The 15,064-nt window shown below is 38.5% G+C and carries 12 protein-coding genes; 2 read left to right on the plus strand and 10 right to left on the minus strand.

Annotated features, from left to right (window positions below; genetic code table 11):
- Positions 1 to 144: 144 nt before the first annotated feature.
- From cydC to BN990_RS16860, 5 genes are all read right to left on the minus strand, one after another.
- The gene (cydC, locus tag BN990_RS16840; RefSeq protein ID WP_021290544.1) at positions 145 to 1,860 is read right to left on the minus strand and encodes a thiol reductant ABC exporter subunit CydC; all 1,716 of its coding nucleotides are present in this window, start codon (positions 1,858 to 1,860) and stop codon (positions 145 to 147) included.
- Positions 1,857 to 3,593, minus strand: coding sequence for a thiol reductant ABC exporter subunit CydD (gene cydD, locus BN990_RS16845; RefSeq protein ID WP_038245849.1), 1,737 nt, complete (start codon positions 3,591 to 3,593; stop codon positions 1,857 to 1,859). The genes cydC and cydD overlap by 4 nt, the downstream gene beginning before the upstream one ends.
- A 43-nt stretch (positions 3,594 to 3,636) precedes the next feature.
- The gene (locus tag BN990_RS16850) at positions 3,637 to 4,650 is read right to left on the minus strand and encodes a cytochrome d ubiquinol oxidase subunit II (RefSeq protein ID WP_021290542.1); all 1,014 of its coding nucleotides are present in this window, start codon (positions 4,648 to 4,650) and stop codon (positions 3,637 to 3,639) included.
- Positions 4,647 to 5,999 (minus strand): cytochrome ubiquinol oxidase subunit I, encoded by a 1,353-nt coding sequence (locus tag BN990_RS16855; protein ID WP_038246115.1) that lies wholly within the window; start codon positions 5,997 to 5,999, stop codon positions 4,647 to 4,649. The genes BN990_RS16850 and BN990_RS16855 overlap by 4 nt, the downstream gene beginning before the upstream one ends.
- A gap of 417 nt (positions 6,000 to 6,416) precedes the next feature.
- On the minus strand, positions 6,417 to 7,511 hold the full coding sequence (locus BN990_RS16860) for a glycosyltransferase family 2 protein (RefSeq protein WP_038245850.1): 1,095 nt from the start codon (positions 7,509 to 7,511) through the stop codon (positions 6,417 to 6,419).
- A 158-nt stretch (positions 7,512 to 7,669) separates the two neighbouring features.
- On the opposite strand from BN990_RS16860, the gene pdxK reads away from it, so the two are divergent.
- The gene (pdxK, locus tag BN990_RS16865; RefSeq protein ID WP_021290539.1) at positions 7,670 to 8,467 is read left to right on the plus strand and encodes a pyridoxine/pyridoxal/pyridoxamine kinase; all 798 of its coding nucleotides are present in this window, start codon (positions 7,670 to 7,672) and stop codon (positions 8,465 to 8,467) included.
- A 57-nt stretch (positions 8,468 to 8,524) separates the two neighbouring features.
- On the opposite strand, the gene BN990_RS16870 is transcribed toward pdxK, so the two are convergent.
- The 3 genes from BN990_RS16870 to BN990_RS16880 all read right to left on the minus strand — a co-directional run bounded on the left by BN990_RS16870 (position 8,525) and on the right by BN990_RS16880 (position 11,694).
- Positions 8,525 to 9,733 (minus strand): quaternary amine ABC transporter ATP-binding protein, encoded by a 1,209-nt coding sequence (locus BN990_RS16870; RefSeq protein WP_038245851.1) that lies wholly within the window; start codon positions 9,731 to 9,733, stop codon positions 8,525 to 8,527.
- Entirely contained in the window at positions 9,730 to 10,590 is an 861-nt protein-coding gene (locus tag BN990_RS16875) for an ABC transporter permease (protein ID WP_021290537.1), read from the minus strand. Before BN990_RS16875 ends, BN990_RS16870 begins: the two co-directional genes overlap by 4 nt.
- Before the next feature lie 96 nt (positions 10,591 to 10,686).
- Positions 10,687 to 11,694, minus strand: a complete 1,008-nt coding sequence (locus BN990_RS16880) for an ABC transporter substrate-binding protein (RefSeq protein WP_021290536.1) — start codon at positions 11,692 to 11,694, stop codon at positions 10,687 to 10,689.
- Positions 11,695 to 12,204: 510 nt separating this feature from the next.
- Between BN990_RS16880 and BN990_RS22255 the strand changes: the two genes are divergently transcribed.
- Complete coding sequence (locus BN990_RS22255; protein ID WP_051739237.1) at positions 12,205 to 13,383, plus strand: hypothetical protein; 1,179 nt, start codon at positions 12,205 to 12,207, stop codon at positions 13,381 to 13,383.
- Between the two features lie 59 nt (positions 13,384 to 13,442).
- On the opposite strand, the gene BN990_RS16890 is transcribed toward BN990_RS22255, so the two are convergent.
- Positions 13,443 to 14,249 carry an alpha/beta hydrolase gene (locus tag BN990_RS16890; RefSeq protein ID WP_021290534.1) on the minus strand — a complete coding sequence of 269 codons (807 nt, stop codon included), beginning with the start codon at positions 14,247 to 14,249 and terminating at the stop codon, positions 13,443 to 13,445.
- A gap of 18 nt (positions 14,250 to 14,267) precedes the next feature.
- Positions 14,268 to 15,056: an ABC transporter ATP-binding protein gene (locus BN990_RS16895; protein ID WP_038245852.1), complete on the minus strand. Its 789-nt coding sequence runs from the start codon at positions 15,054 to 15,056 to the stop codon at positions 14,268 to 14,270.
- Positions 15,057 to 15,064 lie beyond the last annotated feature (8 nt).

The following is a 15,064-nucleotide window of genomic DNA, read 5'->3' on the forward strand; positions in this document are numbered from 1 at the left end:
CCTTCTCGCAGAGGCCATGCCTATTTTATTTGCTGTGACTTACGCCTAGGCTCGCCATTCCTCACCGTAGTAATTAGCCGATGATGCTTTGCCCAAAATACTTTGGTCTCTCCTTCTTTTTTTCTATTAAACCCCTATTCAGCTTTATAGCAGGTTTCTTTCTAGTTCTTTCATTTCATAGAAGTACCCTTGTTTCGTCATTAACTCTGTAAATGTTCCTGTTTCTACGATCGTACCTTGATCCATGACAATAATCTGATCCATCTGCTCCATACCAGCTAATCGGTGACTTATGAGCACAACGGTGTCATTAGACGCTTGATCAAAAAGATGTGCATAAATGGATTGTTCCGTTACGGTATCAAGGGAGGAGGTTGGTTCATCCAGCAACCAGAATTGCCCTCCTTTCAACATTGCTCTTCCAATGGCTAATCGTTGTTTCTCTCCACCAGATAAATTCTCTCCTTTTTCATAGACAGAATGATCTAAGTCAAGATGCTCTAATCGAACTTTAACCAGTAATTCTTGCAAGCGCTCATCCGTAGCCGTTTCACTGGCGAGCTTAAGATTATCTCGTATCGTACCGTAAAAGAAATGATTATCTTGAAGAACGACATTTGCTTCTTCCAGGACACTTTTCTGCGAGAACTGCGCTATCTCCATATTATTCAGTCGAACTTCCCCGCTATCAGCCATGATTAATTTGATTATAAGCTGCAGTAACGTTGATTTGCCAGATCCACTAGCGCCAACAATAGCTGTTTTCGAACCAGCAGGAAGTTCCATATTCACCGTATGAACAGCTGGCCTTCCATCATCCGGAAAGGTAAAGGTAACATCACACATAGATATTTTAGGAGGCGTACGGAAACCAACAGATAATGTGGATGATTCTTCACATTCTTCTCTTTCTTGTTCAACCACAGAAAATAAACGATTCGCAGCTTGCTTACTATCCTCAAAGTGAATCGGGAAAACCGCCATCGGCCCCACATCTTCAAATAAAGTAATCGAAAGCATTACTAACATTGCTAATAGCACGCCATCAAGCTGCCCTTGACCAATTAGATATGCATTTATGGATAACACAGTCCATGTAACGAGTAACGATACAAATTGATTCACTGATTGATTATATAACGTATTGATTTCCTCCTGCTCCTGTTCCTTTATATAAGCATCCGAATGTGCTAAAAGTTGCTTTCTTTTCTCATCCATTTGCTGATATATTTTTAAGTCGCGGAAACCATAAAGAAATTCGGTAGCTTCTGTCGATAATATCGCTCGTTTATTTCGAACTTGGCTTTTTATTGAACGTTGACGTATAACAAAAATAGCAGGGATTACAACGGCGGTAAATAATAAACCAATTAGTAGAATTACTGCTGTATGGATAGAATAAAAGGATGCAAAGAAAATCGTACTGATAAACACTAAAGCTAGCACGATTGGCGGGTATACCACGCGTAAGAAAAAGTTTTGCAGACTTTCTACATCCCCTACAATTCTTGCTAAGAGATCTCCACTTCGAAACGAAGTAAATATACCTGGCGCTAAGGGCTCTAGCCTTTCATAAAACGCCATCCGTAAATTACTTAGCATTGTGAAGGTTCCGCGATGGGATACAAACCGCTCTGCATATCTACTAAAGGCACGAATAAAACTTAACATTTTTACAGATGCAATTAAGATAATCAATGTATAAAATGGTGGCTGCAAAGCAGCTTTTGCAATTAAATACCCGCTAGCTGAGAACAATACCACTGTAGATAGCCCCGCAATAAATCCTAATAAGATTGAAAGCAGAATATCTCTTTTTTCTTTCATCATTTGTTTCGTAACAAACACTAGATCCCTCATTCTGCCTTCCCTCCTTGTTGCACAACAATCATATCTCGGTAAACAGAATTTATTTGCAATAATTGCTCATGTGTACCTTCAGCAATAAGTTCCCCATCATCTAAAATCAAGATCTTATCCGCATCTTTAATCGTGTGCAATCGGTGAGCTACGGTAATAACTGTTGCTGTCTGAGCTAGTTTTTCAATAGAAGCCTGTAAGATTCGTTCTGTTTTCAAATCTAATCCGGTCGTTGGTTCATCGAATAGTACAATAGAAGGCTGCTTTAGAAAAGCCCTTGCTAGAGCTAAACGTTGTTTTTCACCGCCAGATAACCCTCGGCCACCTTCCCCTACAACTGTGTCATAACGATACGTAAACGATGCTATTGTTTCTGCAATCCCGGCTCGCTTTGCTGCAAGCTCTATTTCGTTTCGAGTAACTTGGTTAGGACTTCCGATCGCAATATTATCTGCAATCGTGCCTGAAAAAATATAGGGGTGCTGAGAAATATAGCTGAGTCTATGAAACCAGTCTGCCTCTCTATATTTCGTTAAAGGTTCTCCGTCGATAAGGATGGACCCTTGATGTGTTGGAATGATTCCTGCAATCATATGCAAGAGCGTGGACTTCCCTGAACCCGTTTTACCGACAATCGCATTTTTGGATAAAGGGGAGAAATTGGTACTCATTTTTTTTAATTGAAAATCGGCTTCTCCATACTGAAAACCGCCATTCTCAATATCTATTCTTACCGGCAAACCCTTTTCTGGTATAGGTTTACTCCCCCATTGCACAGTGAATTCATCTGTTTCTTTAAGTTCCTCTTCCACTTTACGAATGGCACCCATACTGCTTCTTCCATTATGAAAGGCAGTTCCTAATTCACGTAATGCAGTGAAGTACTCAGGTGCGAGCACGAGTACAAAGAATGCTGCAAAGAAACTAATTCCATCAAAGATAATTAACTGTAGAGCTATTTCCAATGCAATGATTCCAATGGCTAACATCGAAATGAGTTCTAACATGAAGGATGAGGTAAAGGCGACTTTTAGAATTTCCATCGTCGCGTCTCGAAATTGCAAGCTGCTTTGTTTAATCGTCTCCTTCTTCTGTTTAGATTTACCAAATAACTTTAAAGTAACTAGCCCTTGTACCGTATCTAAAAATTCACCTGAAAAAGCAGCCAATTCATCCATTTTTTCTTCGGATTTTTTTTGCGTTTGCATACCAATAATAATCATAAAAAGTGGAATAAATGGAGAAGTGATTACCATAATAATTCCACTATTCACATGTTGATTAAATACAACGATTAATAGAACGACAGGGATGACCGAAGATCGAATCAATTGTGGAATGTATTGGCTGAAGTAACTATCTACCTCATCAACTGCATCCATCATCATACTGACCTTTTGTCCTGATTGTCCCTTCAGTGATGCTTGAACCGGATTTTTTAAATAATTATCAAGCAATTCATGACGTAAATGTCTTTTTGCTTCCGCTCCTAATCGTACGCCAAGTCTTCCACTCATATACGTAAAAATCGAACGAGCTAGAAGAATGAAGAACAACCCTCCCAATAATGGTAGGATTTCTTGAAACCTTTGGTCTTTTAGGAACACACCATCAATAACGGTAACAAGTAAAAAGGCTTGGCCAACAATCGCTCCACCCGTTAACAAAGCAAAGAAGAAGAGGTAAACCATGCTAAATTTTTTGGCATTCAGATACGCTTTTATCGTACGCATTATATATGCTCCTGTTCAACAGTATCTTTCGTTACATCAATCACTATTTCTTCCCTTTCACATAATCTGCATCAAACAGGAATAGACGCATCAGCAAGATTAATGAAGGAATTAATAAAAACAACCCTAGGATAAATACCACTATTAAAGCAATACCTGTTGCTTCATGTGTTGCATTTTCGTAGATCGTAACATATGGATCCAATATATATGGAAGATGACTAGCACCATACCCAAAAAACGCAAAGAAGAATTGTAGCATTACACTGATAAATGCCAATCCAAATCGTTTCCCTTCATAAATTAACCACATGGCAATGATAAAGAAACCAACGGAAAGACCAAACATCCACCAAAGATCAAACATATTTTGGTAATGTCGCTCATTATGCTGACCTAATGCGATGAATGTAGTTAACGCTGCAATAATGGTCGGTGTTGCCCAAAACAATGCATATTTACGAACTAACTTTAATGCTGCCTGGTCATTTGCTCTAGCTGCATAAAAGGTTAGAAATGCAGCGCTAATAAACAATACAGAAACGACTGCAAGTACAACTACACTCCAAGAATAAGGGCTCGTAAATAACGCAAGGTAATCCAATGATACAACGCCATTTTCTTCGAGTATAAATCCACCCTCAGACAATGTTAATGCAATCGATAAGGATGCAGGAATTAATAATCCTGTTGCCCCATACAAAAACATATATACATTGCTCTTTTTCGAACCATAATTCTCAAAAGCATAGAATGACCCTCTTATGGCAAGCAGTATAATTGCAATGCTACCAGGAACTAGCAATGCTGTCCCATAGTAATAAGCTGAATCGGGGAAAAACCCAACGATTCCAACAAAGAAGAACACGAAGAATACATTTGTAACTTCCCAAACAGGGGACAAGTACCTAGAAATTAATTGGTTCATTATATGGTCTTTTTTGGTAACCTTCGCATAATAGGCAAAGAAACCAGCTCCAAAATCAACCGATGCAACAATTAAATAACCATATAGAAAGATCCATAAAACGGTAATCCCAATTATTTCATAACTCATTTGTTATCACCCTTTTCTATCGTCGGGTACTTCTTCTCTAGTTCCTCTTCAGCAGGGTTATTTTTGAATAACTTTCGCAATACTGCCACTCCTAGTACACCTAATACAGTGTAAAGCCCAAGGAATAATAAGAACATCCAACCTACATACGGAGAAGTCGTAGCAGCATCTTCAACCAACATATAACCTCGTAATATCCATGGTTGTCTGCCTTCTTCTGCAAATATCCAGCCAAATTCAATTGCTAGCATTGCTAAAGGTCCACTAACTACGAGAAGCCAAAGCATCCATTTATTATGCTCATTCCACCGTTTAATTTTCCAGGCTAAAATATATAATAAGGAAACCCCTAATAGGAAAAACCCGATAACAACCATCAAGTCAAACATATAGTGAATCCATAATGGTGGTCGCTCGTCTTCTGGGAACTCTTCTAGACCAGTTACCTCGCTTTGAAAATCACCATAAGCTAAGAAGCTTAAAAGTCCTGGGAAGCGAAGCGCACCAGCTGGAGTGTTCTCATCACCTAACCAGCCAAATAAAACAAGATCTGCTCCTTCTTCCGTTTCAAAATGCCATTCTGCCGCTGCTAACTTTTCAGGTTGATGCTCTGCTAAGAACTTCGCTGAAACATCTCCGGCGATAGCTGTCAAAATAGAAAAAATGAATGTTAGTGTTATCGTTAGTTTCAGTGCTTTTTTATGATACTCCGTGTGTTTTTTACGTAACATACTAAATGCAGCAATTGCTGCTAAAATAGCAGCTACTGTTAAATAGGCTGATGCTAAAACATGAAATACTTTTGTCGGCGTTGCCGGATTGAACATCGCGTCGAGTGGATTAACGGTTGCGAATCCACCTGCTCCTGTTGTAAACCCCTCAGGTGTATTCATAAAGGCGTTTACGGAAGTAATAAATACTGCGGATAGACCACCACCGATAATAATTGGTAACGACAACCACCAGTGCATCATTGGTTTTTTGAATCGGTCCCATGTATATAGATAAATACCCAAGAAGATTGCTTCAAAGAAGAAAGCAAAGACTTCCATAAATAGCGGTAAGCTAATAACATTTCCCGCAACTTGCATAAACTCTGGCCATAGCAAAGAAAGCTGTAATCCTATTGCTGTACCTGTTACCACTCCAATAGCAACAGGAATAACAAAACCACGTGTCCACCTACGTGCCATCATTAGATAATGTGGATCATTCTTTTTTATCCCGATAAACTCAGCAATGGAAATCATTAATGGAACACCAACGCCAAGGGTAGCAAATATAACGTGAAATACTAATGTTAATGCTGTTAAGAGTCGACTCATAAGAACTGGATCCAACTCAGTCATCATTGGTATCCCTCCTTTATTATGTAGCGATCATTGCACTTGCTCAGTATTGATCAAGTGAAAATCCATCCATATATTTCCTTTAGGGGATAGATTTCCATATCTTCCATAGTATAAACTATTTTCGTACAGATGAACGTTCATTGCTATGACAAAACATTGACAAAGGTTAAACAAAAATTTGTCTATCTCTGTTTAGTTAATTCCCTAATGTACATAATTTACACCAAAAACTTCAGATTTTTTCTGCTTATAAAAAAGGAGGCTGAAGCAAAAGTTAGCTCTATACCTATACAATCGGAAGATACACTCTTCCCACAAGAAATAGGTTCCCATAGCAGGATCGAATAGCCAATAATCCAATTGTGAATGAAAGCAAACCTATAAGTCAGCCCCATCAAGTGCAACATTACTTAATTATGTTAATTCTTCTTGATCTAAACTATTAAAAAAAGCTTCATTGTAAAGTACTTGCTCATTATTTGGGAGATACTTTTTGGTTTGCAAATGATGCTGATAGGAATCTTTCTTATTTCCTATCTGCCAATTACAATAACACATTTGCAAATGAGGGTACCAAGTAGTATAAGCAATATTGGCAAATCCACTATCATTATCAGCCTCTAATGTTAGAGCAAAGACATACCAGATAATTGCCTTCTTAAACATTCCTTTCTCCTTGAAATAATCGCCAACACGACACGAAACTTCTGCACGGGGCAGATCATACTTTAGTGATTGCAGCAAGGCTTCAACCTCTTCTTCTGGGAGCTGCATAATCTTAAAACAATCTGCTATATAAATACAAGCTCGAATCTCGTCCTCAATCCAACCTCTTTTTGTATCCAAAAATTGTTGATAATAATCAATTGCTTCATCTAAACGCATATGATCTTTCAATTCATTCGCATAATAAAACATATCCCTAGGAGTAAACGGTTCTTTATTTGCTAACTGCTTTTCATAGATCTTTAAATTCCGATCACTTTTAATGGAATCAGCAGGCTTATCTTGTTTTCGATGGGTTACGCCAATCTCTGATGGAACAACGTTGCCACCCACTTGTAGATATTCATGGACAGCCCCGTACCATTTGAAATTATTCGTTCGCTTTACTAATCGATTTCGTCGATACTTAAACGTTGGGTTTCCCTCTTCGTCAAAAGCTGTATAATAATACATTGATACCGCATCAATGTCATCATGTAATTCTTGCTTTAACTTCCTTAGTTTATCAATATCTTCAGGTAATAAAACATCATCTGCATCTAACCAGAATATAAAATCCTTGGTAGCATAACTGAAAGCTTTATTACGTGCTGCTGCAAAGTGATCTATCCATTCAAAATCAAACACCTTATTTGTAAACTTCTTAGCTATATCCTTTGTACTATCCTTAGAACCAGTATCTAAGATAATTATTTCATCGCATATAGATTCCACACTACTTAGACATTGTTCCAAGACCTCTTCTTCATTTTTAACAATCATACACAAACTGATTGTTTTCATATTTCTCACCACCTTCTCTAACTACCACTACTATATGATTCAGATACCTAAATTTGTTAATAATATTCCAGAACGTCTAACACTTTCATTCTCGTTATTTCTGTTATATTCTATAGAAAGAAGGATTTATAGAGAATCTAACGTTTGGAGCGATATATATGACAATGAAGAAAACCTTAACGCTTGCAGGATCAGATTCCAGCGGTGGTGCCGGTATCCAAGCTGATCTTAAAACATTCCAGGAACATGATGTATATGGTATGACGGCCCTCACTTCCATTGTAACGATGGATCCTGACGGTTGGAGTCACAATGTGTCTGCAATTGATGTAAATATTGTAGAGAAACAACTAGATACGATCCTCTCCGTTGGCGTGGATGCAATGAAAACAGGAATGCTTGGATCGGTTGACATCATTGAATTAGGTGCGAAGAAAATTGAAGCCTATCAATTAACGAATTATGTACTTGATCCAGTAATGGTTTGTAAAGGCGACGATGAAGTACTTCAACCAGAGAATACGGAGGCAATGCGGGAGCTATTATTACCTCATGCCATTGTAACTACTCCAAATTTATTTGAAGCTGGACAGTTAGCGCAAACCGGTCCAATAAAAACAGTAGAGGGCATGAAAGAGGCGGCTGTGAAAATTCATGAATTAGGTGCAAAGAATGTAATTATTAAAGGTGGAAAGGCCTTTGATTATGAAAAAGCACTTGACCTTTTCTATGATGGGAACAACTTCACATTATTAGAAAAAGATAAGATTGATACAACGTATAATCACGGTGCTGGTTGTACCTTCGCGGCAGCGATTACAGCTAATATAGCGAATGGCAAATCGGTAAAAGATGCCGTTACAGACGCCAAAGAATTTGTAACTGCAGCCATTACGCATGGATGGAAATTGAATGAATATGTAGGGCCTGTCATGCATGGCGCTTACCACAAATAATCAAGATCTTTGTCTACAACAAAACCCATTGAGTTCATCAATCAATGGGTTTTGTTATTAAACATAATATGCTTCACTTTTATTTATTTCTTCGGAAACTAAACCTGACAACACATGTACCCTTAAAATAAATCCAATTAATTTATTTTCCCCGTTCACAACAGCTAACGGGAACTGGGACTCTAATGCTTTCGGTATTAAATCGTTAATATATTCTTCTTGATTTACAACGGTAATATCATGGCGTAATACATCAGATAAACGTTGTTTTTCTTTTATTCCTTGAATAGCATCACCAATTGTGACAATGCCCTCTACCTGACGACTACGATTAACTACGAACACGCTAGAGATACCATTTTCTTTCATTTCTTTGACAGCAACGTTCAGACCGTCCTTCAACGACACTAAGGCGTTTGGTCGTGTCATAATATGCTCTGCCTGAAAAACCTTAGAACGATCAATATCCTTAATAAAATCGGAGATATAATGATTAGCTGGTGACGTAATAATTTCTTCTGGTGTACCAACTTGTTCTACTTGCCCATTTTTCATAACAGCAACACGATCGCCAAGTTTAAATGCTTCATTAACATCGTGTGTTATAAAAATGATCGTCTTTTGTAATCTCTCCTGAATGTCCAACAGTTCTAGCTGCATTTCTCTACGAATTAATGGATCCAATGCACTGAATGGTTCATCCATTAATAAAATATCCGGATCATTTGCCAGTGCTCGGGCTAATCCAACGCGTTGCTGCATTCCTCCTGATAATTCATCTGGATATTTATCTTCATACCCCTTCAATCCAACTGTTTCAATATTATTCATAGCAATTTCCCTGCGTTCTTCCTTTGAAACATTTCGAATCTCTAAACCATATTCCACATTCGCTAAAATTGTCCGGTGACTAAACAAACCGAAATGCTGAAATACCATCGCTATTTTTTCTTGCCGTATTTTCTTAAGTTCATTCTTGTTAAAAGCGACAATATCCTCTCCATCTAAATAGATAGACCCATCCGTTGGCTTATTTAATAAATTAAAACAACGGATTAGTGTCGATTTTCCACTTCCGGATAAACCCATAATGACAAAGACTTCCCCTTTTTCTACTTCAAACGAAGCATTGTATACACCAACCGTATGATTTGTTTTATTTAAAATGCCTTCTTTGGACATGCCTTCCTTAATCATCGGAATAACTGACTTTGGTTTAGAACCAAAAATCTTGGACACATTCTCAACTCTTATTTGCGCTGTCATTCAGTCGCACCTCCATGTTTTTGGAATTTTCCAGCAACACCATTTGTTATCCGGTCAATAATGATTGCTAAAAATACAATACTGATTCCTGCCTCAAATCCAAGTGCAATATCAATTCGGTTAATTGCTACTAGCACCTGTTCTCCTAATCCTGAAGCACCGACCATGGAAGCAATAACAACCATTGCAAGTGCCATCATGGTCGTTTGATTGACACCAGCCATAATAGTTGGAAGGGCTTGTGGTAGTTGCACTTTTTTAAGCATTTGCCAATTGGATGATCCGAATGATTGTGCGGATTCAATCACCTCTTTATCGACACCACGAATCGCTAGCTCTGTTAGACGAATAACTGGAGGTAAAGCATAGATCAATGTTGCAAATATGGCAGATACATTACCAAGACCAAAGAAAAATATTGCTGGTATGAGATATACAAAGCTTGGCATTGTTTGCATAGCATCTAATAATGGACGCATGACGGTTGAAAAACCTTTACTAAATGCCATCCATACACCTAAAGGTATACCGATGATTAAACAGATGATGACAGCTGTTATTATAATCGAAATGGTTGTCATCATATCTTCCCAAAGGCCAAATGTACCAATCAAAAAGATAAATAATCCATATAAAACACCCGAAACTACTGACTTAAAATACCAACCCATCAGGACAATAAGGATGATAAACAGCCACCATGGCATCCACATTAAGAAATCAGCTATGCCGTTGATTGTTCGTGAAGATATAAAAAAGATAAAATCAAAAAATCCTTCTAATGAGGTATCTAAAAAACTTACAAATTGGTCGACATAATCACCAATTTGTGTCCGTATATCTGGAAAATTTCCCATCTTTAATCGACTGCATAAGCAGTCGTTTCACCTCTCTTGTAATAGTTTAAAAAATAGCAGAAAAAGCAGCCAACCACGTGGCAAGCTGCTTATTTCTTATTGCATCGCATCCTTCACCTTGTTTGCAATATCTTCGGACACCCAACTTGTCCAAATATCTTCATGTTCTTTCATCCACCAGTTTGCAGCTTCTTCTGCTGAAGCATCATTTTCATCCATGTAGCTTAATGCTTCTTCCGTTAGCTCACTGCTAGTTTCATAGTTTTTTAAGAATTCAACAACCTCCGATGCTTGTTCTGGCATATCTTTATGCACTGCAACCACTACATCATTTGGAGGAAATTCCGTCGCCTTCGTTTCATTCCACGTTTCTTCATCATAAGCAGGTTCTTCCAATAAGGTTAAATCATACTTTGCTGTAACTGCTGTGGGCGACCAGTAGTAACCTACCCAACCACGTCCTGCCTCATAAGCATCTGTTAAATCAGCAACAATTGCGGCATCTGATCCTGGCATAAAATTATTCATCGTTTCTTCTAAACCATAAGCTTCAAATTTTGCATCAATTGCTTCAGCTACTGCCCAGCCACTTGGAGCATTAATAATCCGCCCTCGACCCGGATCCTCTGGATCTTCAAATACTTCCGGGTACTTCTTTAAATCTTCCACCGTTTTTAAGTCTGGTGCTAACGGTTCGATCCCACGTTCAGGATCGCCTTCGATAACATAGGTTGGAACATAGAGTCCTTGTGTATTATCATCAAAATTTGTAGATAATTTTTCAATATCTCCTGTATCCATTGCTTCTCCATAAATTTCTTTGATATTATCTGTCCAAACTTCCATATATACATTAATATCGCCATCTCGAAGGCCCTGGAAAGTAGCTGCAGTTGAACCACTCGTTACATCTGTTTGATAACCATACCCCTCTTCAATAATCGTTTGAGCAATACTATTATGTACCTTAATGCTATCCCATCCGGCATCTGCAAAGGTAATGGTATCAATGCCTTGTTCACTTGCTGAACCCGAGTCGGAACTTCCGCAGGCCGAAAGAACTATTAATATAGCAGCAAAAAATAAATATAGTATTTTTTTCATGAATGACTACTCCTTTTATAATATATTCTCAATAGATTCTGTTAATTGGTAATATAAAAATAAATCATTGGAATACCAATAATAAGAAAATTGAGTAGAAACTAAATCCATATTCACCTTAATCTAGGAAAATATTGAAAATGGTTGAACAGGTAAGCTACCTGTTACACAAGAGGTTCTTGTATGACAAAGTTCGGAGAGTATGTGTAATGTTTTCCTTTGTTTTTACAACATATTATATTTTATCGAAAACCCCGTTGCTTCTCAAACTGATTTAACAGGGATCAGCAGGGATTAGTCTACATAAAACGTGATCCCTCCCGTTTAAATGTACCTTATAGCGTATTCATATAAAATACACGCTAATACTCGAAATTTGTCGTAATACAGGTTTTTATTTCTATCTCCATCTTTTAGGCTATATACAATTAAGCAAGCTCTTGCTTACACGATTTCATCCTGCCTGAAATAGGATATAAAAGTCCATTTTTATATAGAGGAGAAATTATAATGGGAAAGAAGTACAATCGAAAACGGTGTAATTGTGCCGCCAATAAATATAACTGCATGCACTGTAAGCATTTTAATAAACGGACATCAAACATTGAACATTTTTGTAATCACTGTAAACGACCAGATGATGTTTGTTGTTGTGATAAAATTGATGGAAAAATTATTAATCAAATTAATAATACCACCTACTATTCAGGAAAAGGCAACACCGGACCTCCTGGAGAGGATGGCGATATTGGTGCTACGGGAGCCACGGGACCCACAGGACCAACTGGATTCACTGGAACGACAGGTAGCACTGGACCTACAGGGCCGATCGGGGATACGGGTGACACTGGAGTTACCGGAACGACAGGGACTACAGGTGTTACTGGCAGCACTGGTGCCACCGGGCCAACTGGCAGTATCGGACCGACTGGGGTTATTGGAACAACGGGAAGCACCGGACCTACAGGTCCGACCGGAGCCACCGGTAGTACTGGTGCTACGGGACCGGCTACGGGTGCTACGGGGCCCACGGGGCCTGGACCTATAGGACCCACAGGACCAACTGGGACCACTGGAGCGTCAGGGACTACAGGTGTTACTGGCAGCACTGGTGCCACCGGGCCAACTGGAACTACGGGGATAAGCATTACTGGACCGACGGGTGAAACAGGGCCGACAGGACCTTCAACTGGTGGATCATCCTTTTATCAGACAGTAAAAATAGGTGATATTGATACCGAAATAGCATTTAATCAAGGTTCAGGAAATAATCAGGCTGTCGGTGCATTAACTATCGGAAAGGGTTCAACCATCTCAAATTTATCTGCTTATATCGTTCAAGACGGTAGCATTACAGGCAATTTTCAAATGGCAGTACTAGAAGTAACTTCAAATACGGATTCAGTAGTTGTAGGTATAACCGATACAGCAACAAGCATTGAAGGAGGTTTATTCACATTACCGCTTCTAACTAATGTGACACTTAATTTAAACTCGCCCTATTACTTTGCTGTTTATAATCAGGTAAATGGATCTGATATTGGAGGAAGAATAACTGGTCTCGCCACCGTACAAGACGCTCCCCCAATTAACTTTAGATCTCAAAACCTCCCAGGGTTTTCAATCGGTCAAACAATTAATGTCAGTGATCAAAGCCTTTTAGTATCACCTTGGATTTCTGGCTTTTGATCAAACAAATATATGGCCCCTGATTAAATCGGGGGCCATACTTAAGCATTCCTTAGTTATTATTGTCCTATAAATCGCATTGCTTTACTTAAAACGGTCGGCACGACGGAGACATGATTCTCTTCCTCGACCTCATAATAAACAGATGAGATACCTTTGCCTTCTATTTGCTTCAGTCGACCGGAAAAATTTCTGGCATCATTTATCATATGATCCTTTTCCAATTCACCTACAGCCATAAATAAACGTAAGTTTTCGGTATCATTTATTCCATCTAACCATTCTTTTTCTTGATCAATAATCGATCGGTTATTCCACCAAATAGAAGGACTTGTAATAAAAAATGATTGAAATGAATTCATCCTTGAGAAAAGTACCTGTAAGGCAAATAAGCCACCTAATGAATGTCCAAATAACGTTTGCTTCTCACGATTAATGGAAACATGTTCTTCTACAGCAGGTTTCAATTCTTGATTGATAAACATCATAAATTCCTCTGCTCCGCCATTTTCTGGCCATTTATTCCCATCAGGCTTAGCTGGCAAATCGGAGATCTTTGTTGGTGGGGTAAAGTCATACATGCGATAGCTAGAAGCAAATGCCTCCTCTACAGGATAACCAATTCCTACGACCACCATTGGAACAATGCCTGTTTTTTGTGAACGGACAGATTGTACTTTAACAGCCTCTTGGAAGGTGTGAAAAAAAGCATTTCCATCTAATACATATATTACCGGATAACCCGTTGGGGGAGCCGGTTGTTTGGGGATGGATATATACATTTCATAAGAATGCCCTTGTTTTGAAGTCATAGACCAATTCTCTGCTCTCCAAGTAGTTACTGGAGATGTTGTATATTGTACCATGCGTACTCCTCCTTACCATTACTTTTCTATACTATCATAACCAAAACAAACCGGAGCATTATCATGTGGATCTATCATTACACGAGCATCTATTTCAAAGACTTCTTTTAGTACGGGGTTCGTGATAATCCTTGATGGAGGACCAACGGATACAATTTCTCCAGCTTTCATAGCAACTAATTCATCTGAAAACCTAGCCGCATGATTAATATCATGTAAAACCATTACAATCGTACAACCATGCTCGGCATTAAGCCGCTCTACGATTTGTAACACCTCTAACTGATGAGCCAAATCAAGATACGTGGTTGGTTCATCTAAAAGCAAAATATCTGTCTCTTGGGCTAACGCCATTGCTAGCCAAACCTTTTGTCGTTGACCACCTGATAAGTTACCAAGTTCTCTATCTCGAAACCCTGTTGTCCTTGTAATATCCAAGGCCCAATCCACTATCTTTTGATCTTCCTTCGTAATTTTATTTACGTTTTTTCGATGCGGATACCTACCATAGGTTATTAATTCTTCCACTTTTAATTCATTAGGAGCAATAGGATTTTGTGGAAGCAATGAAAGATGTTTAGCAATTTTCTTTGTCGGAATACGGTTCAAGTCTTTTTCCTGTAAAAAGACCTTGCCATTACGCTGCTTAAGAATTCTTCCCATTGTCTTTAATAAAGTTGATTTACCACAACCATTTGGCCCAATAATCGTGGTAATCTCGCCTGTTTTAATTTGCAAATTCAAATCCTCGAAGACCGTGTACTTTTCATAACCTGATGCTAACGCTTCTACTCGTAAACTATTCATTTGCTCCC

The organism is Virgibacillus salexigens (genome assembly GCF_000723585.1).
In the GTDB taxonomy this organism is placed as follows: Bacteria; Bacillota; Bacilli; order Bacillales; family Amphibacillaceae; genus Virgibacillus; species Virgibacillus salexigens.

Excerpts from the sequence above, each read along its gene's own strand:
- BN990_RS16850 (WP_021290542.1), bottom strand. The coding sequence starts at position 4,650 with ATGAGTTATGAAATAATTGGGATTACCGTTTTATGGATCTTTCTATAT.
- BN990_RS16895 (WP_038245852.1), bottom strand. The coding sequence starts at position 15,056 with ATGAATAGTTTACGAGTAGAAGCGTTAGCATCAGGTTATGAAAAGTAC.
- BN990_RS16870 (WP_038245851.1), bottom strand. The coding sequence starts at position 9,733 with ATGACAGCGCAAATAAGAGTTGAGAATGTGTCCAAGATTTTTGGTTCT.
- cydD (WP_038245849.1), bottom strand. The coding sequence starts at position 3,593 with ATGCGTACGATAAAAGCGTATCTGAATGCCAAAAAATTTAGCATGGTT.
- BN990_RS16855 (WP_038246115.1), bottom strand. The coding sequence starts at position 5,999 with ATGACTGAGTTGGATCCAGTTCTTATGAGTCGACTCTTAACAGCATTA.
- BN990_RS16880 (WP_021290536.1), bottom strand. The coding sequence starts at position 11,694 with ATGAAAAAAATACTATATTTATTTTTTGCTGCTATATTAATAGTTCTT.
- BN990_RS16875 (WP_021290537.1), bottom strand. The coding sequence starts at position 10,590 with ATGGGAAATTTTCCAGATATACGGACACAAATTGGTGATTATGTCGAC.
- BN990_RS22255 (WP_051739237.1), top strand. The coding sequence starts at position 12,205 with ATGGGAAAGAAGTACAATCGAAAACGGTGTAATTGTGCCGCCAATAAA.
- pdxK (WP_021290539.1), top strand. The coding sequence starts at position 7,670 with ATGACAATGAAGAAAACCTTAACGCTTGCAGGATCAGATTCCAGCGGT.
- BN990_RS16860 (WP_038245850.1), bottom strand. The coding sequence starts at position 7,511 with ATGAAAACAATCAGTTTGTGTATGATTGTTAAAAATGAAGAAGAGGTC.
- cydC (WP_021290544.1), bottom strand. The coding sequence starts at position 1,860 with ATGAGGGATCTAGTGTTTGTTACGAAACAAATGATGAAAGAAAAAAGA.
- BN990_RS16890 (WP_021290534.1), bottom strand. The coding sequence starts at position 14,249 with ATGGTACAATATACAACATCTCCAGTAACTACTTGGAGAGCAGAGAAT.